This window comes from Actinoplanes derwentensis (genome assembly GCF_900104725.1).
GTDB lineage: Bacteria > Actinomycetota > Actinomycetes > Mycobacteriales > Micromonosporaceae > Actinoplanes > Actinoplanes derwentensis.
In genome coordinates this window covers 1480128-1498182 of sequence record NZ_LT629758.1, presented here as the reverse complement: position 1 = coordinate 1498182, position 18055 = coordinate 1480128, and the positions used below count along the sequence as shown (strand labels likewise).

Sequence of the window (18055 nt, the reverse complement as noted above, 5' to 3'; positions counted from 1 at the left end):
TAGTCGTCGAGGCCGCCGGCCCGGTGCCGGTGATGGTGGCTCTGGTCAGGCCGGGGCCATCTGCGGGGAGGTGTGCAGCGCGAGGTGGGCGGCGGCTGCCGCGCCGATCAGGGCGGTGACGATGCCGGCCGGTCCGGTGAGGGCGAACAGTCCGAGGAGTGCACCGGCGAGGGCGCCGCCGACGGCCAGGAACGGACCGAGCCGCCGGGTGGGGCGCGGCCAAGTCAGCCAGGCGCCCAGTCCGATGCTCAGGGCCAGAGCGGGACCGATGACGACGGCGCTGCCCACGTAGGTCTCCGGTAACACGGTCCACACCAGCAGGGCCGCCACGCACAGTCCGCCGATTCCGAGCGGGAGCGGGGTCAGGAGGCGAAGCCAGATCCCAGGGCGCTTGTTCCGGCGTACCCGCGCGGTGATGAGGGTGAGCAACGCCAGACCGGCCAGCGCGCCACCCACCGTGACGCTGATCAGGATCTTGCCGATGGCCGGCAGGCTCATCGCCGCCGGGGTGAAATCGACCGGCCGGACGCCGAACCGGGAGTCGTCGACCGCGCCGGTGTCGTAGAAGGTGGTCAGCAGGTGTTTGCTCGCCTCCGGGCGGTGCTCCCAGAAGTCGCCGGTGTGACCCAGTTCCGGCAGGATCACCTGCCGGCCGCGGGTGAGCGTCGGCAGCAGTTCCCGGGTGGCCGTCTCAGCGGGAGTGGAGAAGTCGACCGAGCCGCTGACCAGCAGTGTCTCAGTGTCGCTCGGGCGCAGGGTGCGGTACTCGGCGTTGTCGGGGCTGTCCGGCCACACCGTGGAGTAGCCGTCGGGGCCGCCCCACAGGAACTCCGCGCCGGCGTTGCCGAGGATCGATCCGGGGTCACCGCCCGCCGCGTAGTAGGCCTGCGCCGCCGGTGCGTCGATCATCGCGAACGACGCGAACTCGCCCCATACGATCCCGCCGGGCAGCAGGACGTCGCCCAGCGCCGACATCGCCCACAGGCCGCTCGGGTCGCCGTCGGCGGCGGACAGGAACGCGTCGATGGCGTTCGGCGCGGTCTGCGGGGCGGCACCCGGTCCGTTGTGGTGCATGCCGTACATGCCGGTGACGCGGACGTTGCCCGGCTTGATCGTCAGAGGACCCCAGCGGGCCGGCGGTGCGGTCGCGGTCTCCCGGAGCGAGGCCGCCAGATCGGTGGTACGCGCGGAGCAGGTGCTGTCGGTGGCACACAGTTCGGCGTACCGCCCGATCTGCCTGTCGGTGATCTCCGGATCCCACACCATCCGCCCGGGCGGGTTCACCGACACCATCGCCGAGCGGGCCAGCGACGCCGGATGCCGCCACGAGTAGACCATCGCGGTGCGGGTTCCGGCGCTGGAACTGAGCAGGTTGATCCGCGGGTAGCCCAGCGCGGTGCGGGCCGCCTCCATGTCCTCGACCCGCTGCACCACCGAGTACGCGGTGAGGTCCACGCCGTCCTTGGTGAGCCGTTGCGCGCACGCCCGGAACGCGCGTGTCGTCTCCGCGGCGACCAGGTCGCCGGAGTTCTGCAGGGCACCGGTGACCTCGCCACAGTCCAGCCGTCGTGACCCGTCGACGCCCCGGTAGCCGACCAGCACCACGTCATGACCGTCGGTCAGGCGGCTGGCCTGCGGGAATGTCATATTGCTGTTTCCCGGGCCACCGCCCAGCCGGAAGATCGGCTCGCGGGGCGTCCCGGTGGCGCGGACCCGTACCACCGGCAACGCGATCAACTCGGACCCGGGATCGGCGCGGGTTTCCGGCACCGCCAGGGTTCCGCAGTCCGCCGGTACCGGCCCGGCCTCCGTCTCGTACTCGCACGCCTGCATGTTCAGGGATCCGGCGGCCGCACCGTCCGGAACGTCCAGGGTGTCCGCCGGCCACACCAGCAGCACACCGAGACCGAGCAGGATCAGCCCGCTGACGGCCATGGATTTCTTCATACCCGGAACGGTACGAATCCGGTGATCTCGTAACCTCCCCCGTGCGCGGGATGCGGTGGCGTCACCGGGCGGCCATGATCGCGAAGTCCCGCCGTCGAAGGAGCAGATTGAGCAATCGGCGTCTCACCCACCTGTCGCTGCTGATCGCAGCCGTCTGCGCGGTCGCCGACGTGCTGGTCTTCGTCGGCGATGTACCGGGCGGCGGCCCGGCATGGATCGTGACCGTGGTCGCGATCGTGCTGGCCGATGCCGCGCTGGCCACCCCGACCCGCTGGTCGCTGGCGGTGATCGTGGCGGCCGTAGCCGTCAACGCGGGCTCCGCCATGCTGCTCGGCGGGCCGGAGACGCTCAGCGTCAACGAGGCGGGGTTGCTGGTCGCGTCGTACCGGGCCGGGGCCTGGCTGCACGGCCGCAAGGCAGCCGCTGCCCTGGTGACGGTGATCGCTGGGCTGGTCGTCGCGCACGCCACCCGCGGCATCGCCCTGGACTGGACGGTGGCGGTCAGCGCCGTGAAGTTCGGGCTGGTCACCTGGCTGGCCGGACGCTACACCACCGCCCTGCGCGGCCACCTAGACGAACTGCGCCGCCGAGCCGAAGACCAGGAACGCGACGCCCGGGAACGGGTCGGCCGGGCAGTCGCCGAGGAACGCGCCGCCATCGCCCGCGACCTGCACGACGTCATCACCCACCACGTCAGCGCCATCAACGTGCACGCCGGAGCGGCCCGGCTGCGGCTCACCGCCACCGCCGACCCGGCGGCCCTCACCTCGCTGCGGCACGTCGAGGACACCAGCCGGTCCGCGCTCGGCGACCTGCGGCACATGCTCGACGTGCTGCACGGCCAACCAGCTCCGGACGGCGAACGCCCCGGACTGGACCGCGTCGACGACCTGCTGCACGGGTTCCGCGCCGCGGGCGTTCCGGTCCGGCTGCGGCACGTCGGAACACCGAACGAGCTGCCCGGCACCCTCGACGTCGCGCTCTACCGGATCGTGCAGGAGATGCTGACCAACGCGTTGCGCCACGGCCACGGCGGGCCGGTCGACGTGACGGTGCGGCACACCCCCGCCACGGTGGAGGTCGAGACGATCAACCCGTACCGGGAGACGGCCGCCGCCGGAACAGGCCGCGGCCTGGCCGGAATCGCCGACCGCGTGCACGCTTTCGGCGGCCTGGTGCGCAGCGGACCCGAACCCGGCGGCCGGACCTGGACCACCACCGTCACCGTCGACCTGGAGAACCTGCCGTGATCACCGTGGTACTCGCCGACGACCACGCCATGTTCCGCTCCGGGGTGCGGGCGATCCTGGACACCCAGGACGACATCGCCTGCGTCGCCGAGGCCGCCGACGGTGAGCAGGCCGTCGAACAGGTCCTGCGGTTGCGTCCCGACGTCGCGATCCTGGACGTGCGGATGCCGCGGCGTGACGGCCTCGGTGCGGCCAGGGCGATCCTCGCCGTCCCCGGCAACCGGACCCGGGTCATCGTTCTGACCACCCACGACAGCGACGATTACGTACGCGAGGCGGTGACCGCGGGGGCGCACGGTTTCCTCCTGAAGTCGATGCCCGCCGAAGAGCTGATCGCCGCGGTGCGGATCGCGGCGCGCGGTGACGTGCTGATCGATCCGTCGATCGTGCGCCGGCACCTGGCCCGGATCGCCGACGCGCTGAGCCCCGCCGAACCGCCCGGCGACATCGCCCGGCTGACCGCCCGGGAACGCGAAGTGCTGCAACTGTTGTCGGGGGCGCTGTCGAACACCGAGATAGCCCGCGCCCTGCACGTGGGCGAGGAGACCGTCAAGACGCATGTATCCAGCATCCTGCGCAAGTTGGAGCTGCGGGACCGGACGCACGCGGTCGCCTACGCCCACCTCACCGGCTTCGCCACCCGACCGGGGCACGGGTGAGCACGCCCTCACCGCGACAGCGACCGCGGTCGACGCCGGATCCGCGCACCTCGTTCGGCACGGCGGTCGGCAGCATCCGGCGGGAGGTGGCATCGTGCACCCCAGAATCGCCATGGGTATCGCCTGGGAGATGATTTGATCATCATCGCGGGAACGCTTTCACGTCCAGCCCTCCGACCGCGATGGAAATCCGTGTGCTTCAGGAACGTTTCGGGTTTGAGTTCGAGTTGGAACTACTGGCCGCGGCCTGGGCGAGCCAGTTCGTCAAACCCGCCGACGAGAAGCTGCTCTACGGCGCGCTCGCCGGCCGGGGCGCAGACCCCGGCCGGCGAGCGGAACCTCGAAGAGCTTCGGCGGGCTCTGTAGTGGCGAGGGCTACCAGGAACGCCAGAAGTGGTTACCGCGACGGGCCGCGAGCACCGGGTTGAGGCCGACCCCGGCGCTCTGCGGCACCCACTTCGGATTGGTGAAGTTCCAGTACTTCAGGCTGTAGGTCCCCTTGTTCAGCGAGTAGTACTCGGAGTGCCCGACACCCGCCGAGTCCTGGTAGACGATCTTGTGACCGGCCGACATCCAGCCCGCTTTCGACCCGGTCTGCGAGGTGGCGGACTTCTCGGCGACCACGCCGTCCTTGTTGGAGCCGATCAGGGTCCAGTCGGTACCCTGCGCGGACTGCGGGTTCTTGGTCTTACCCAGCCATTTGAGGAAGCTCGAGCCCTCGCTCATCTCTCTGCACACCAGGAGCCGGCAGAGCGACGCCTTGGCCTTGTTCACGCCGAGGTGCGGCGTGCCCATGGTGACCACGTCCTCGATGTAGAGCTTCGAGGGGAAACCAGCTTCCTTGCGCTGGACGCCGGTGATCGCGGCCCGCACGATCAGCCCGCCCATCGAGTGGCCGACCACGTCGACCGATTTGCCCTTGCTCGTGTACTTGTCGTAGATGTTCTTGGCCAGCGACTTCGCCATCGTCTTGATGCTGGCGCCGTTCTCCCAACTGGAGACGCGGGTCGAGCAGTTCTTGTCCTTCTTGTAGTACGCGACGGTGACGACCTTCGCGCCCAGCCCGGTGTAGGCCTTCTTCATCTTGTCCCACTGCTTGCAGTTGGCCTCGGGGTTACCGGTGGAGATCTGGAAGCCGTGGATGAAGTACACGGTCTTGCCCTTGAGGCCGTCGGTGCGCTTGGGCACCGCGGCGGCCTGGACACCGACCGCGGCGGACGCGGGTGCGGGTTGGGCCAACGCCGGCAGGACCAGGCCGGAAGCAGTGACCGCGGCCACTGCCAAAGTGGCGAGAGGAATACGCATGCCCGGAAGAGTGACGCATCGATGTTGGCGGAATGTTGGCGCGCGAACCAACACCGTTTAGCCCGGTCCGGCCCAGCCCGGTCCGGCCCTTCACCTGGTTCAACGACACCCCCGTGCCACCAGCACCCGCGGTACCGCAGATCAGCGAACCCAGCGAACTGACCTGCGGCATCTCCTCGCGCACGCAGCCGCTTTGACGAGAGCGCGGTGGGATTCGACTTGGGCCTTCTACGGGCGGGTGGTTCCCGGCTGTAGGTGGGTGGCGGTGGAACTGGCGAGTATGCCGAGTAGGCGGATGGCGTCGGCGTCGCGGCTGTTCGGGGCTGCGCGGTAGACGATGAGCTGCTGGCCGGTCGCTCCGAGGACGTCGAAGGTGCGGTAGGTCAGGGTCATCTCTCCTACTGCGCTGTGCCGGAACCTCTTCGCCTCGCGGGTCTTGCCGCGCACGTCGTGGTCGGCCCACCAGCGGCGGAAGTCGGCGTCAGCGGTGGCCAGTTCCTCGGTCAGGGCCAGGGTTCGCTGGTTACCGGGCTCGTGGCCCAGCGCCAGGCGCAGGGGTGCCACGCAGGCCTCGGCGGCGCGGGCCCAGTCGGCGAAGAAGGTGCGGCCCACCGGGTCGAGGAACGTCATGCGGGCCAGGTTGCCGGTTTCGGTGAAGTCGGAGTACAGCGCGTCGGCGATCGGGTTGCGGGCCAGCAGGTCGAGGCGCCGGTTGACGATCACGGCGGGCAGGTGCGGCCAATCGGCCAGCAGCTGCCGCAGGTCGTCGTCGACGCGGTCGGTGAGTGGTGCCTGGTCGCCGATCGGGACGCCGGCGAGACGGAACAGGTGTTCACGGGCATCCGGGCCCAGGTCCAGGGCGCGGGCGATGCCGTCCAGTACCGAGGCTGACGGGGCTCGTTCGCGGCCTTGTTCGAGCCGGGTGTAGTAGTCGGCGCTCACTCCGGCGAGGACGGCGACCTCTTCGCGGCGCAGGCCGGCCACTCGGCGCCGGCCGTGGGAGGGGAGGCCGACGTCGTCGGGGCCGAGCCGGGCGCGGCGGGCGGCGAGGAACCGGCCGAGGTCGGTGACGGGCATGCGACCACGGTAAACACCGTTGCCGACGGTATCCAGGGTGTGCCGCACCCAGGGGAGGTTCACGCTGGTTAAGGCTAGGCGCAGCCGCGACGGTGGATGCATGACCGCACCGATTTTCGACCGGGCCGCTCTGGACGGGCCGCTACACCTGGTCAACGCGACGATCCACACGCTGGATCCCGTCATCGGCGATCTCCGGAACGCCGGCCTGCTGCTCAACGGCGACACGATTGTCGCTGTCGAACCCGGACCGCCCGCTGCTGCGGGTGACGACGGACCCACCGTCATCGACTGTTCCGGGCTGAGCATCGTCCCGATCGCCGGGCTCAGCAGCCTGGCGCCGGGCAGCCGGGCCACGTTCGCGGTGATCAAAAGCGACAACCGGAAGGCCTGGGAGTACGTCATCTGGCGCCCCGGGAACGCCGTCCTGGTAATGATCGACGGACGTCCGCACGCGACCACGCCGACGGCCCGCCGGAGGGCTTCGGACAGCCCGTACCTCGGCATGTGGATCGACGAGTCCGGCTTCCTGCATCAGGAACTCACCGCCGACGGCCGCTACGACGAGACCCGCGGCGGACGCCCTCACGCCTACCAGGGCACGTTCTGGATCGACGGCGACCGCATCGTCTACCTCGACGACTCGGGCTTCTGGGCATACGGCGAGTTCCGCAAAAGCGAACCCAGCAGTAGCGAACTGCACCACGCCGGTTATCTCCTCCACCCCGCACCGAAGGAACAACCATGAGCATGCTCCGGCACGACCGTCTCGCTGGCTCCGGCCTCCGACGCTCAGATCGGCCTGGAGACCGCGATCCCAACAGTCGACGAGGCGCTGGCCGCCGGGGTGCGCCCGGGGCTCAGCATCGACGTCGAGGTGGCGCTGGCCAGCGACATGTTCACCCAGATGCGGACGCTGCACGCGATCCAGCGGATGCGCGCGGTCAACGCCGCCTACGGCACGGACATCGTCCCGAACCGGTCATCACTTCCCGGGACGCGATCCTGGGCCGGGCCGGGGCCTGACGGGGTCGACAGTGGGCGTACCGCAGTAGGGTCTTGATCGTGCCTTTTGCCGACGAACTCCTCGGGACCGCCGCAGCGGACGGGCTGGTCGCCGCGGTGGCCGGGGCGGTGCCCGACTCGCCGCTGACGGCTCTGCGGGCGGCTCCGGCCCGGCTCGACGGGCTCACCCTGCGGGAACGCGCCGACCTGCTGCGGGATGCGCTGCTCGTGGATGTCCCGGGTGTTTACACCGAGTTGGCGCGGGTGGTGCGGGCGGCGACGCCGGCGTTCCACGGGTGGATGATCTGGCCGGTGACCGCGGCGATCGCGTCGAAGGCCGTCACGGACGGTGCCGAGGCGGCCTTCGACGACGCGATGACGATCATGGCGGAGCTGACCGGTGTGCTCACCGCCGAGTTCGCGATCCGGGTGCTGTTGCGGCACGACCTCGATCGGGCGCTCGCCACGATGCTCGGCTGGACCGAGTCGGGCGACGCCGACGTGCGGCGCCTGGCCTCAGAGGGTTCCCGGCCGTATCTTCCCTGGTCAGTACGGGTTCCGGAGATCCTGGCGCGGCCTGGGACGACCATGCCGATCCTGGACGCGCTCTACCGGGACCCCAGCGAGTACGTCCGTCGTTCGGTCGCCAACCACCTCAACGACCTCAGCCGCGACCATCCGGACCTGGTCGTCGAGGCCGCCACCCGCTGGCTGGCCGACCCGGCCGCCACCACGCTCCCGACTGTTCGCCACGGTCTGCGCACCCTGATCAAACGCGGTAATCCGGGTGCCCTGGCGCTACTCGGGTTCAGCGCCGACCACCAGACGTTGCGGATCAGCGGACTCACCCTGGACCGGACGGTGGTGGCGCTCGGTGAGGCCGTCGAGTTCCGCTCCACGATCGGCAACGACGGTGCCACACCCGCTCGGCTGGCCATCGACTACGTGGTCCACCACCGCAAGGCCAACGGCAGCCGCACCACCAAGACGTTCAAACTGACAACGGCGACGATCAACCCCGGAGACACGATTTCGGTACGGCGAAAGCACGAGTTCCGGGTGATCACCACCCGCCGCTACCATCCGGGCGCGCACGCGATCGCACTCCTGGTCAACGGGGTGGCCACTCCGCTCGCGGAGTTCGAACTGACCACCGACGACTAACCGTGTGTCACGGCTGCCATCGGTGCGGCCACCATCAGGGCCCCGCATTCGTCGGCCGGCAGCGGTTTCGCCATGAAGTAGCCCTGCCCGTAGCGATAGCCCAGGTCCCGCAGCCGCTCCAGTTGCGCCCGGCTCTCGATGCCTTCGGCGACCGAACTCAGCTGAAGATACTCGACGAGTTGAGCGACGGCGGCGGCCACCGCGAGGCGACCCCGGTCGGTGCCGTCAGCGATCCCGTCAACAAACGATTTGTCCAGTTTCAACACGTCGACGGGGAAGGCGCGCAGCAGGCTCAGTGACGACTGGCCGGTGCCGAAGTCGTCCAGGGCCAGCCGCACCCCCATCTCGTGCAGCAGCCGTAACGTCTCCGCGACGTGCGGCCCGTCGACCACCGACGACTCGGTGACTTCCAGGATCAGGTTGCGGGGATGCAGGCCGGTGTCGCTGAGGACCGCGGCGACCGTGTCGATGAAGTCCGACTCCTTGAGCTGGCGGACCGCCACGTTCACGTTGATGGCCTCGACCGCGACGGCACCGTGTTCGGCCTGCCAGCGGGTCAGTTGTTCGCACGATTCCCGGAGCACCCAGGTGCCCAGCGGCACGATCAGGCCACTGCGCTCGGCGACCGGGATGAAGTCGGCGGGCGAGACGAACCCCCGGGTCGGATGCTGCCAGCGCACCAGTGCTTCGACGCCGTGCATCCGGCCGTTGACCAGGTCGTACACCGGCTGGTAGAGCAGTCGCAGCTGCCCGCCGGGAATGGCGTCGTGCAGTTCGGAGGCCAGCCGGGCGTATTCGGTCATGTCGTGCCGCATCCCCGGTTCGAACCGGGCCCAGGAGGCTTTGCCGGATTCCTTCGCCGCGTACATCGCGATGTCGGCGTTGCGCAGCACCTCGTCGCCGGTCTCCCCGGGTGCGGCGATCGCGATGCCGACGCTGGCGTGCAACAGGAACTGCTGGTCGGCGGCGTGCACGGGCTGGCCGATGGTGGCCTGGTAGCGGGCCGCGGCGGTTTCCGCGGCGGCCGGTTCGCCGACCGGCAGCAGCACCGCGAACTCGTCGCCGCCGAGCCGGGCCACCGACTCGCCCGGGCCGACGCTGTGCCGCAGGCGCTGGGCGACCTGGTGCAGGAGTTGGTCGGCGGCGGCCGGCCCCAGCGTGTCGTTGATCATCTTGAAGTCGTCGATGTCCAGCAGCAGGGCGGTGGCGGGCCGGCCGGCGTCGACACTCTCGGACAGGGCGATGCTGAAGCCGCTGCGGTTGGGCAGGCCGGTGAGGTTGTCGGTGAGGGCGAGTTGTTCGAGTTCGGCCTGCTGGCGGCGCAGTCCGCTGAGTGCCCGGGAGTTCTCCCGGAGGCTGAGCAGTTGCCGGGAGACCACGATGGCGGCGATCAGCACCGCCCCGGTGATCACCGCGCGGCCCCGGAAGTCCAGGTCACGGGCGGACACCAGGATGACCAGGCCGGCGGTGACGGCGACCGCGAGGAACTGCAGCGGGTCGGCGAAGGTCCAGGCCGGGCGTGGTTCCAGTGCGGTGGCGGACCCGGTCAGGACGCGGCCCTGCCGGTACGCCGCCGCCGCGATACCCAGGCCGACGAGTGGATAGCCGATCACCGACAGCAGCAGCATGCCGATCTCGGTACCGCCGAGGAACAGGCCTACCGCACCCAGCCCGACCATGGGGCAGACCGCGAGGATGCCGAGTGCCGCCGCGTCGACGCGTCCTTCCGGGCTGGCGGCGGCTTTGCCGAAAACGACCAGTGCCAGCAGGGAGCCGATACCGACCACCCCGGCGGTGGCCCGGGTCGCCAGTGAGGTGCCGTCGGGGATCGACCGGAGCACCACGTAGCCGAAGAACACCACCCCGGCGACGGCCACCGCGGCGCCGTCGAGCAGCAGGCGGGCCCAGTCGAGACGGGTCCGTGGGGTCAGCGGCACGTGCCGGAACGCCAGCATCGCCAGGGTGAGGCTGACCAGCGTGGGAACAGCCTCGTACAGTGGCATCCCGCGCGGGCCCCGGGTCATGGCGGCCAGGGTGCTGAGCGTCAGGACCGTCCCGGACGCCGACCACAGCGTCCAGAACCCGCGCACCGGCCGGTCCGCCGCGGCGAGCCGGCTCACCCGGTAGCAGGCGACGGCGGCACTGATCGTGGCGACGGTGCCGCCGGCGTTACCGAGGACGGGCCCGCCGACGTCACGCACGGTGAGCCAGACGACGGCACCGGCCAGGGCGAGAACGGCCAGGATCAACGGTACGACCAGAGCACGGTCACGCCGGGAACCAGCGGATCCACTCATCGGTCTCGGCTCCTCGCCCGCGTTTCGGCACCCGGAAGTCCCGATCGGCCGGTTTCCGCCGGGGCTGAGGCCCGGGGCCGGTTCCCCGCGCGGCAGACGTGTCCCGGTCGATCCGCCCACGGCGGCGGCGGCCGTCCCCGTCCGAATCGAACTTGATCATCGAACGGATGATCGACTAACGTCTTGCTGTGTGATTGCTGTGCGATTTGCTACCGCCGTACTAGCCGGCGTTTCCCTTCTCGGTCTGACCGCTTGCGGTGACGACGAAGCCACCTCGAGTGCCGCCACGCCGGCGGCTCCCGCCGCCACCTCCGCACAGGCGGCGACGCCCGAGGCCACCTCGGTCGCCGCCGCCGAACCCGCTGACAAGGTCATCTGCGAGGACGCGGCCAAGGCCAGCGACTCCTTCAAGAAGGCGCTGCTCACCCTGGCGCAGGCCGGCGGCAACGGGGAGATCGCGCCGGCCGACGCCAAACTGATGCTGACCGATTTCGGTAAGCATCTGACCGAGGCGGTCGCGGGTTCCACCACCGAGGTCGGCAAGAACGCGCAGATCATCGCGGACGACGCGACCAAGGCCGCCGCGGCTGCGGACCCGATCTCCGCGGTCGGCGCCCCGGAGTCGGTCAAGGCCGGCACCGCTCTCAACGCGGCCTGCAAGGCCGCCGGCGTCAAGACCAACTTCTGATCCGTACGGGGTCCCGGCGCTCGATGAGCGCTGGGACCCCGGCCTTGAAAAGCTAAGAGAACAACGGCGTACTCAGGTAACGCTCGCCGGTGTCCGGCAGGATCACCACGATGGTCTTGCCGACGTTCTCGGCGCGCCAGGCCAGCTCGCGCGCGGCGTGCAGGGCGGCCCCGCTGGAGACTCCGGCCAGGATGCCTTCGGTGTGGGCGAGTTGCCGGCCGGCTTCGCGGGCCTGCTCGACCGTCACCCGTACGACCTCGTCGTAGATCGTCGGGTCCAGCACCTCCGGCACGAAACCGGCGCCGATGCCCTGGATCCCGTGCGGTCCCGACTCGCCACCGGACAGCACCGGCGACTCGGCCGGCTCGACCGCGTAGACCTGCAGGTCGGGGCGTTTCTCCTTGAGGATCTGACCGACTCCGGTCAGGGTTCCGCCGGTGCCGACGCCGCTGACGAACAGGTCGAGCCGCCCGTCGGTGTCGTTCCAGATCTCCAGCGCGGTGGTGCGCCGGTGCATGTCCGGGTTGGCCGGGTTGTCGAACTGCATCGGCAGCCAGGCCCGCTGTTCCTCGGCGATCTCCAGAGCCCGCTGGACCGCGCCTTTCATGCCTTCGGCGGCGGGGGTCAACACCAGTTCGGCGCCGTACGCCAGCAGCAGCGCCCGTCGCTCCGCGCTCATGCTGTCCGGCATCGTCAGGGTCAGCTTGTAGCCGCGGGCCGCCGCCACCAGGGCCAGCCCGATGCCGGTGTTCCCACTGGTCGCCTCCACGATCGAGGAGCCGGGGCGCAGCTCTTCGGTGGCCTCGGCAGCGGTGATCATGGCGAGGGCGATCCGGTCCTTGACGCTGCCGCCGGGGTTGGCGGACTCGAGTTTGGCGATCAGTTTGGCCGGCAGACCGGGTTCGAAACGGGTCAGCCGCACCATCGGGGTCCGGCCGATCAGTTCGGTGACGTCGTTGTAGATCATTTCCTCGCTCCTGGGTTGGTGCCGGCAGTGCTGGTCAGAGGTGGTACGGGTTCGGCGGCCGGCGCCCGCAGCCGGGCACCCGCGGGAACGTCCGAGACGACGAGGGCGAGCGCGCCGATCTCCGCGTCGTCCCCGATCCGCACCGGGCCGAGCACGGTGGCGCCCACGCCGAGCATCACCCGATTCCCCACTTCCGGGTGCCGGCGGCTGCCCTTGGTGTCCCGCTGCCAGCCCCGGCCACCGAGGGTGACCTGGTGGTACATGGTGACGTCGTCGCCGATGCGCGCCGTCTCGCCGATGACGACGCCCGCGCCGTGGTCGATGAAGAGCCGTCTGCCGATCACCGCGCCCGGGTGGATCTCGATCCCGGTGAACAGCCGCATCACCTGGGACACCAGGCGAGGCAGGAACGGGATGCGGGCGCGATGCAACAGGTGGGCTATTCGATGACCCCAGAGTGCCCATAGTCCGGGATAGAGCAGCACTTCGGCCACCCCGATCCCGTACAGAGCGGGGTCACGCCGGCAGTAGGCGCGGATGTCTTCCAGCACGGTTCTTCCTCGATGGCTTCGATTCGCGCGGTACGAGCAAACCTTAACCATCCCGGTACGAGTGACCAGCGCACCGGTCACGAACCAGCGGACCGCACCGGCCGCCTCGTCCCGAGCACGCGCATCATCGGGCGTTCCAGCCCGTAGTACATCGGGACGGCGATCAGCAACGTCACGACCAGGGTGCCGACGGCGAAGAGCCCGGCACCGCCGAACAGCGGCTGTTCCCCGAACCAGTAGCCGGCCCCACCGGCGCGCTGGATCACCGTGACCGCGGTCGTCATCACCAGGAAGTGCATCAGGTAGAAGGCGTAGGACACCTCGCCGAGCACGACGATCGGCTGCCACCGCCACGGCGACCACCGGCCGTCGATGTCAGCGGTGGCGGCTGCGGCGATGAGTGCGGCGAACAGCACCGGCACCACGACACTGATGTCCACCCAGCTGTGCGCGACATAGGTGACGACGACCAGTGCGCTGCTCGTCCACAGGCCGGGCCCGGCCCAGCTCCCGCGGACCACCAGCACGCCGACGATGACGCCGACCAGGAACTCGTGGTAGCGCCCCGGCGGGAAGAACCCGAAGTGGGCGGCGGCCGGGGCCGGGAGAAGTTCACGGGCGGCGGTGTTCACCAGGAGCGCGAGCAACGGCAGGACGGCCAGCCAGACGTACAACCGCTCGGTGGCCCGGCGTTGCAGGCGGGGCAGCAGGTAGGGCAGCGTGACGTAGAAGAACGCCTCGCAGCAGAGTGTCCAGGCGACCAGGTTGACGGCGTTCGGGAAGCCGTCGACGGGGAACCAGCTGTTGATCAGGAGGATGTTGGTCAGCACGGACCATCCGCTGACGATCCCGCCGGTGACCGCGGCCACGATGAGGGCGCAGAGCAGGGAGAACGCATAGTTGGGGTAGATCTTGGCGAATCGGCGGCGCAGGAAACCCGTGGTGGTGTCGCCCGGCCGGAAGCTCCAGACCAGCACGAATCCGCTCAGCACGAAGAAGAACGTGACCCCGATGCCGCCCTTCGACACCGCCCGGAAGAACGGCGCCAGGCTCTCGTTGTGGGCGGGTTTGACGATGCCGAGGTGATAGCCCCACACCATGAAGGCCGCCAGCCAGCGCAGCCCGGTCAGTGACGGGAGCCGGGCGAGTCCTCCGGTGGGTGCCGCCGGGGCGGCGGGGGCGCTGGTCAGTGGCGTGGGCGCCAGGCTGGTCGTCATGGTCTCGGCAACTTTCCCGCAGTGGTCGTGTCGACCGTGCGAGCGGCCGGCCCAGAGAGTGCCGGTCGGTCGATGCGTGGGCCATGGCCGCGGACAGCTGTGGCATGAACTGAGGAGAAGAAAGATCTCTTGACAGCGGACGACCTGAGCGAAACCATTCAGCAACTTCGAATTAACAGACGGCATGGCTTCGATGCCTCCCGGTAACACGCCTGCCGTGCACGCTGAATTGTTAGCGCTAACAGAGGATGTGGGCCATGAAACGCCGAAGCCTGTTCGCCGCCGCCGGGGCCGGGGCCACCGCCGCCGTGCTGGGTGCCGAAGCCGCCCACGCGGCCACCTACGCCGGATACGCGATGGCCTACTTCACCGAGTCGCCGTCGATGACCGCCGCCGACTACAACCTGCATCTCGCGGTCAGCGCCGACGGCCTGAACTGGACGCCGCTGAACCAGAACGCCCCGGTCGCCACGCCCACCCAGGGCAGCACCGGCCTTCGCGACCCGTTCATCCTGCGCAAACAGGACGGCACGTTCGCGGTCATCGCCACCGACCTCAAGGGCACCGACTGGACCTACCAGAGCCAGTACCTGCACGTCTGGGACTCCATCGACCTGCGCACCTTCACCGGTTACCGGCTGCTCAAAGTGCATTCGCTGGCCACCCACGCCTGGGCGCCGGAGGCGATCTGGGACGCGTCGCGCGGGCAGTACGCGGTGGTCTACTCCGCGGTGGTCGGCGGCCGCAACGTCCTGATGGTCAACTACACCAGCGACTTCGTGACGGCGTCCGCCCCGCAGACGTTCTTCGACCCGGGTTACGACGCGATCGACGGCAACTTCGTCACGGTCAGTGGCGTCAACTACATGTACTTCAAGAACAACACCAACAGCACCCTGCTCGGTACGCGATCAAGCACCCTGAACCCGGGCAGCTTCAGCATCTACACCTCGGCGATCACCCCCGGCCGTGGGGTGGAGGCGCCGCAGATCGTCAAGTCGAACACCGCCGACGTCTGGTACATGTGGGGCGACACCTGGAGCCCGAACGGCCGCTTCTTCTGCTGGCAGACCACCAGCCTGTCGAGTGGTTCGTGGACGCTGCTCAACGACCGCGCCTACACCCAGCCGCTCAACTCCAAACACCTGGGCATCACCGCGATCACGGCGGCCGAGTTGTCGGCGCTGACGGCGCGCTACGGCACTCCCGCGTGGAGCCGGATCAAGTCCTACAACTATCCGGACCGCTACATCCGCCACCAGAACAGTGTGGGCCGCATCGACGCCTACCCCTTCGACCCGTACCAGGATCAGCTCTGGACCCTGGTCCCCGGCCTGGCGGACGCGAGCGGTGTGTCGTTCCGGTCGGTGAACTACCCCGACCGTTACCTGCGGCACGTCAACTACGCGATGACCCTGGCCGTCAACGACGGCACCACGCTGTTCGCCGGCGACGCCACCTTCTACAAGGCGTCCGGCTGGGCCGACTCGTCGTGGACCTCGTTCCGCTCCTACAACTACCCGGACCGCTACCTGCGCCACTCCAACTATGTGCTGCGCATCGACCCGGTGACCAGTTCGTCAGCGGCCAGTCTCCAGCAGGACGCCACTTTCAAGATCGGCTACTGACCGCAGCACGCTGATGCCGTCCGGCGGGACCGGCCGCGAGTAGAGATAGCCCTGCCCGTACTGGTAGCCGAGCCCGCGGAGCAGTTCGGCCTGTTCCGCGGTCTCGATGCCTTCGGCGACCGACGCGAACTCCAGGGCCGCCGCCATCTGGCTGACCGCGGTGGCGACCGCCGCCTGCCGGCTCACCGTGTTGATCGACTCGACGAACGAACGGTCCAGTTTCAGGGAGTTGACCGGGCAGGTCAACAGCAGGCCCAGCGACGACGCGGCGGTACCGAAGTCGTCCAGGGCGAGCCGCACCCCGAGGTCGCGCAGCGCCTCCATGGTGGCGTGCGACTGTTCGTCGTCCAGGACCGCGGTCTCGGTCACCTCGATGACCAGCAGAGCCGCCGGCAGCCCGGTGACGGCGAGCGCGGTGGCCACGTCGGTGACCAGGTCGGGGTCACGCAACTGCCGGCCGGCCACGTTGACCCCGACGTAGATCGGCACCCGATGCGGTGCCGCGGCGAGCCAGGCGGCGGCCTGCCGGCAGGCCTCGCGCAGCGCCCAGCGGCCGATGTCGACGATCTGGCCGGTGCGTTCGGCGACCGGGATGAACTCCAGCGGCGACACCAGCCCGCGTTCCGGATGGTTCCACCGGATCAGGGCCTCGACGCCGCTGATCGCGCCGTCGCAGAGCCGCACGATCGGCTGGTAGTGCAGCACGAACTGGTCCTCGTCGAGGGCCTGGCCCATCTCCCGGATGAGAACGGCCTCGGCGGAGATCCGGGCACCCATCTCGTCGGTGTAGGTGACCCAGATGCCCTTGCCGCGGCGTTTCGCCTCGTACATCGCGATGTCGGCGGTGCTGAGTAGGGTCGACGGGTCGTCGCCGGGACGCGCGACGGTCATCCCGACGCTGGCGCGGGTGACGACGGTGTGCTGCAGCAGCACGATCGGTTCGGCGAGCCGGTCGAGGAGGTTCTGCACGATCAGGTTCGCGTCGTCGGCGGTGGTCCGGGGCAGCAGCACCGCGAACTCGTCACCACCCATCCGGCACGCCACGTCGCCGTCGCGCAGTGCTCCGCGCAGCCGGGCCGCGACCGTGATCAGCAAGGCGTCGCCGGAGGCGTGGCCCATCGTGTCGTTGACGGTCTTGAAGTCGTCGAGGTCGATCAGCAGCAGGGTGGATTCGGCGTCGAGCAGGCGTACCGTCTCGGCGCTGAAGTGGGTCCGGTTGGCCAGCCCGGTCAGCCCGTCGAACAGGGCCTGGTCGCGTAGTTCACCGAGGGCGACGTCGAGCCGCCCGATCAGTTTCGCGTTGTCGTGGAAGGCGACCAGCTGCCGGCCGGCGACCAGGCAGGTGATCACCACGACGCCGATGGTGGCGCCGACGAGCTGCGACGACGCGGTCATCGGCAGCATCATGAAGAACACCGCGAAGGTCACCATGATCATGCCGTACGGCAGCAGGCTGTAGGGGCGCCGCTTGGTGGAGTGGCGGGTGTCCCCGATGCGCAGGACGATGATCTGGATCCACGGCCCGAACGCGATCAACAGGGAGGGCAGCAGGCGGATCGCGTACACGTACGGATGGTCGAGAGTTTGGAACGGACCGGGCAGCACCGAGCTGATGCCCTGGATCAGCGCCGCGCAGACCATCGGCCACGCCGCGATCCGCGCCATCGGCGGGTCCTTGATCAGGGCGACCTTGGTCGCCGAGAACGTCGCGACCAGCACCAGCGCCGCGGTGACGCTGGCGGTGAGCCGGTCGGTGTGCGAGCCACCGATCGGGTTGAACGCGAAACACCAGGCGACCACCCCGCCGCCGACCAGCACGGTGGCGGCGTCGAGCCAGAAGATGAACTTCTCCCGGGCGGTCCGCAGACCCTGCGGGAAGATCAGGCAGGCGATGACGTTGCTGGTCATCCCCACCGCGAAGAAGATCGTCTGGACCGCGCCGCCGTTCAGTGACGGTGCGCCGGGCACGACCAGGACCGAGAGCGTGTGGTACGTGTCCCCGATGGTGAACGAGGCCCCGGCGAACGCGATCATCGACCAGAATCGCCGATACCGCGCGGGTGCGAGGGTCCGCAGCCGCCATCCGCCGAACGCCAGCGCCGCGTCCAGGGGCACCTGGAACAACCAGTAGATCCGCACCTGGAGTTCGGGCTGCCCCGCGAAAACGAAGAACAGCACGATCCCGGCCAGCGTGAGCCCGGTCAGCCCACGAAGCACCGGGTCCCGGCGGAGGTGATCCACCGGTCGCTGCGCCGGTCGATTGCTGTTCAACCTGTGTCCTCTCCCCCGGTGTTCCCCGT

The 18055-nt window shown here is 69.5% G+C and carries 16 protein-coding genes; 7 read left to right on the top strand and 9 right to left on the bottom strand.

Annotation, left to right across the window (positions count from 1 at the left end; all coding sequences use genetic code 11):
* Positions 1-45: 45 nt before the first annotated feature.
* Positions 46-1947 carry an alpha/beta fold hydrolase gene (locus BLU81_RS06665; protein WP_092542572.1) on the bottom strand — a complete coding sequence of 634 codons (1902 nt, stop codon included), beginning with the start codon at positions 1945-1947 and terminating at the stop codon, positions 46-48.
* A 107-nt stretch (positions 1948-2054) separates the two neighbouring features.
* Between BLU81_RS06665 and BLU81_RS06660 the strand changes: the two genes are divergently transcribed.
* On the top strand, positions 2055-3197 hold the full coding sequence (locus BLU81_RS06660; protein WP_197686140.1) for a sensor histidine kinase: 1143 nt from the start codon (positions 2055-2057) through the stop codon (positions 3195-3197).
* Positions 3194-3856, top strand: coding sequence for a response regulator (locus BLU81_RS06655; RefSeq protein ID WP_092542570.1), 663 nt, complete (start codon positions 3194-3196; stop codon positions 3854-3856). Before BLU81_RS06660 ends, BLU81_RS06655 begins: the two co-directional genes overlap by 4 nt.
* Before the next feature lie 375 nt (positions 3857-4231).
* Here the strand turns inward: BLU81_RS06655 and BLU81_RS06650 are convergent, their stop codons facing one another.
* Both BLU81_RS06650 and BLU81_RS06645 read right to left on the bottom strand, forming a co-directional pair.
* Complete coding sequence (locus BLU81_RS06650; RefSeq protein ID WP_092542568.1) at positions 4232-5161, bottom strand: esterase/lipase family protein; 930 nt, start codon at positions 5159-5161, stop codon at positions 4232-4234.
* Between the two features lie 228 nt (positions 5162-5389).
* Positions 5390-6238 (bottom strand): helix-turn-helix transcriptional regulator, encoded by an 849-nt coding sequence (locus BLU81_RS06645; protein WP_092556698.1) that lies wholly within the window; start codon positions 6236-6238, stop codon positions 5390-5392.
* A 100-nt stretch (positions 6239-6338) separates the two neighbouring features.
* On the opposite strand from BLU81_RS06645, the gene BLU81_RS06640 reads away from it, so the two are divergent.
* From BLU81_RS06640 to BLU81_RS06630, 3 genes are all read left to right on the top strand, one after another.
* Entirely contained in the window at positions 6339-6986 is a 648-nt protein-coding gene (locus tag BLU81_RS06640) for an Atu4866 domain-containing protein (RefSeq protein WP_092542566.1), read from the top strand.
* Positions 6987-7085: 99 nt separating this feature from the next.
* Positions 7086-7301, top strand: a complete 216-nt coding sequence (locus BLU81_RS50295) for a hypothetical protein (RefSeq protein ID WP_231954245.1) — start codon at positions 7086-7088, stop codon at positions 7299-7301.
* A gap of 2 nt (positions 7302-7303) precedes the next feature.
* Positions 7304-8407 carry a DNA alkylation repair protein gene (locus BLU81_RS06630; protein ID WP_092542564.1) on the top strand — a complete coding sequence of 368 codons (1104 nt, stop codon included), beginning with the start codon at positions 7304-7306 and terminating at the stop codon, positions 8405-8407.
* Here the strand turns inward: BLU81_RS06630 and BLU81_RS06625 are convergent.
* The gene (locus BLU81_RS06625) at positions 8404-10704 is read right to left on the bottom strand and encodes a putative bifunctional diguanylate cyclase/phosphodiesterase (RefSeq protein WP_092542562.1); all 2301 of its coding nucleotides are present in this window, start codon (positions 10702-10704) and stop codon (positions 8404-8406) included. The genes BLU81_RS06630 and BLU81_RS06625 overlap by 4 nt on opposite strands.
* A complete protein-coding gene (locus BLU81_RS06620) occupies positions 10676-10864 on the bottom strand; it encodes a hypothetical protein (RefSeq protein ID WP_092542560.1) in 189 nt (62 codons plus the stop codon). Before BLU81_RS06620 ends, BLU81_RS06625 begins: the two co-directional genes overlap by 29 nt.
* Positions 10865-10894: 30 nt before the next feature.
* Here BLU81_RS06620 and BLU81_RS06615 point away from each other — a divergent pair, with 30 nt between their 5' ends.
* Positions 10895-11392 carry a hypothetical protein gene (locus BLU81_RS06615; protein WP_157751341.1) on the top strand — a complete coding sequence of 166 codons (498 nt, stop codon included), beginning with the start codon at positions 10895-10897 and terminating at the stop codon, positions 11390-11392.
* Between the two features lie 52 nt (positions 11393-11444).
* On the opposite strand, the gene cysK is transcribed toward BLU81_RS06615, so the two are convergent.
* The 3 genes from cysK to BLU81_RS06600 all read right to left on the bottom strand — a co-directional run bounded on the left by cysK (position 11445) and on the right by BLU81_RS06600 (position 14127).
* Positions 11445-12359 (bottom strand): cysteine synthase A, encoded by a 915-nt coding sequence (gene cysK / locus BLU81_RS06610; protein ID WP_092542556.1) that lies wholly within the window; start codon positions 12357-12359, stop codon positions 11445-11447.
* On the bottom strand, positions 12356-12910 hold the full coding sequence (epsC, locus tag BLU81_RS06605) for a serine O-acetyltransferase EpsC (protein WP_197686139.1): 555 nt from the start codon (positions 12908-12910) through the stop codon (positions 12356-12358). The genes cysK and epsC overlap by 4 nt, the downstream gene beginning before the upstream one ends.
* A gap of 77 nt (positions 12911-12987) precedes the next feature.
* Entirely contained in the window at positions 12988-14127 is a 1140-nt protein-coding gene (locus tag BLU81_RS06600) for an acyltransferase family protein (protein WP_157751339.1), read from the bottom strand.
* Positions 14128-14384: 257 nt separating this feature from the next.
* Here BLU81_RS06600 and BLU81_RS06595 point away from each other — a divergent pair, with 257 nt between their 5' ends.
* Entirely contained in the window at positions 14385-15755 is a 1371-nt protein-coding gene (locus BLU81_RS06595; RefSeq protein WP_092556694.1) for a glycoside hydrolase family 43 protein, read from the top strand.
* Here the strand turns inward: BLU81_RS06595 and BLU81_RS06590 are convergent.
* Positions 15708-18026, bottom strand: a complete 2319-nt coding sequence (locus BLU81_RS06590; protein WP_157751337.1) for a putative bifunctional diguanylate cyclase/phosphodiesterase — start codon at positions 18024-18026, stop codon at positions 15708-15710. The genes BLU81_RS06595 and BLU81_RS06590 overlap by 48 nt on opposite strands.
* Between the last annotated feature and the right edge of the window lie 29 nt (positions 18027-18055).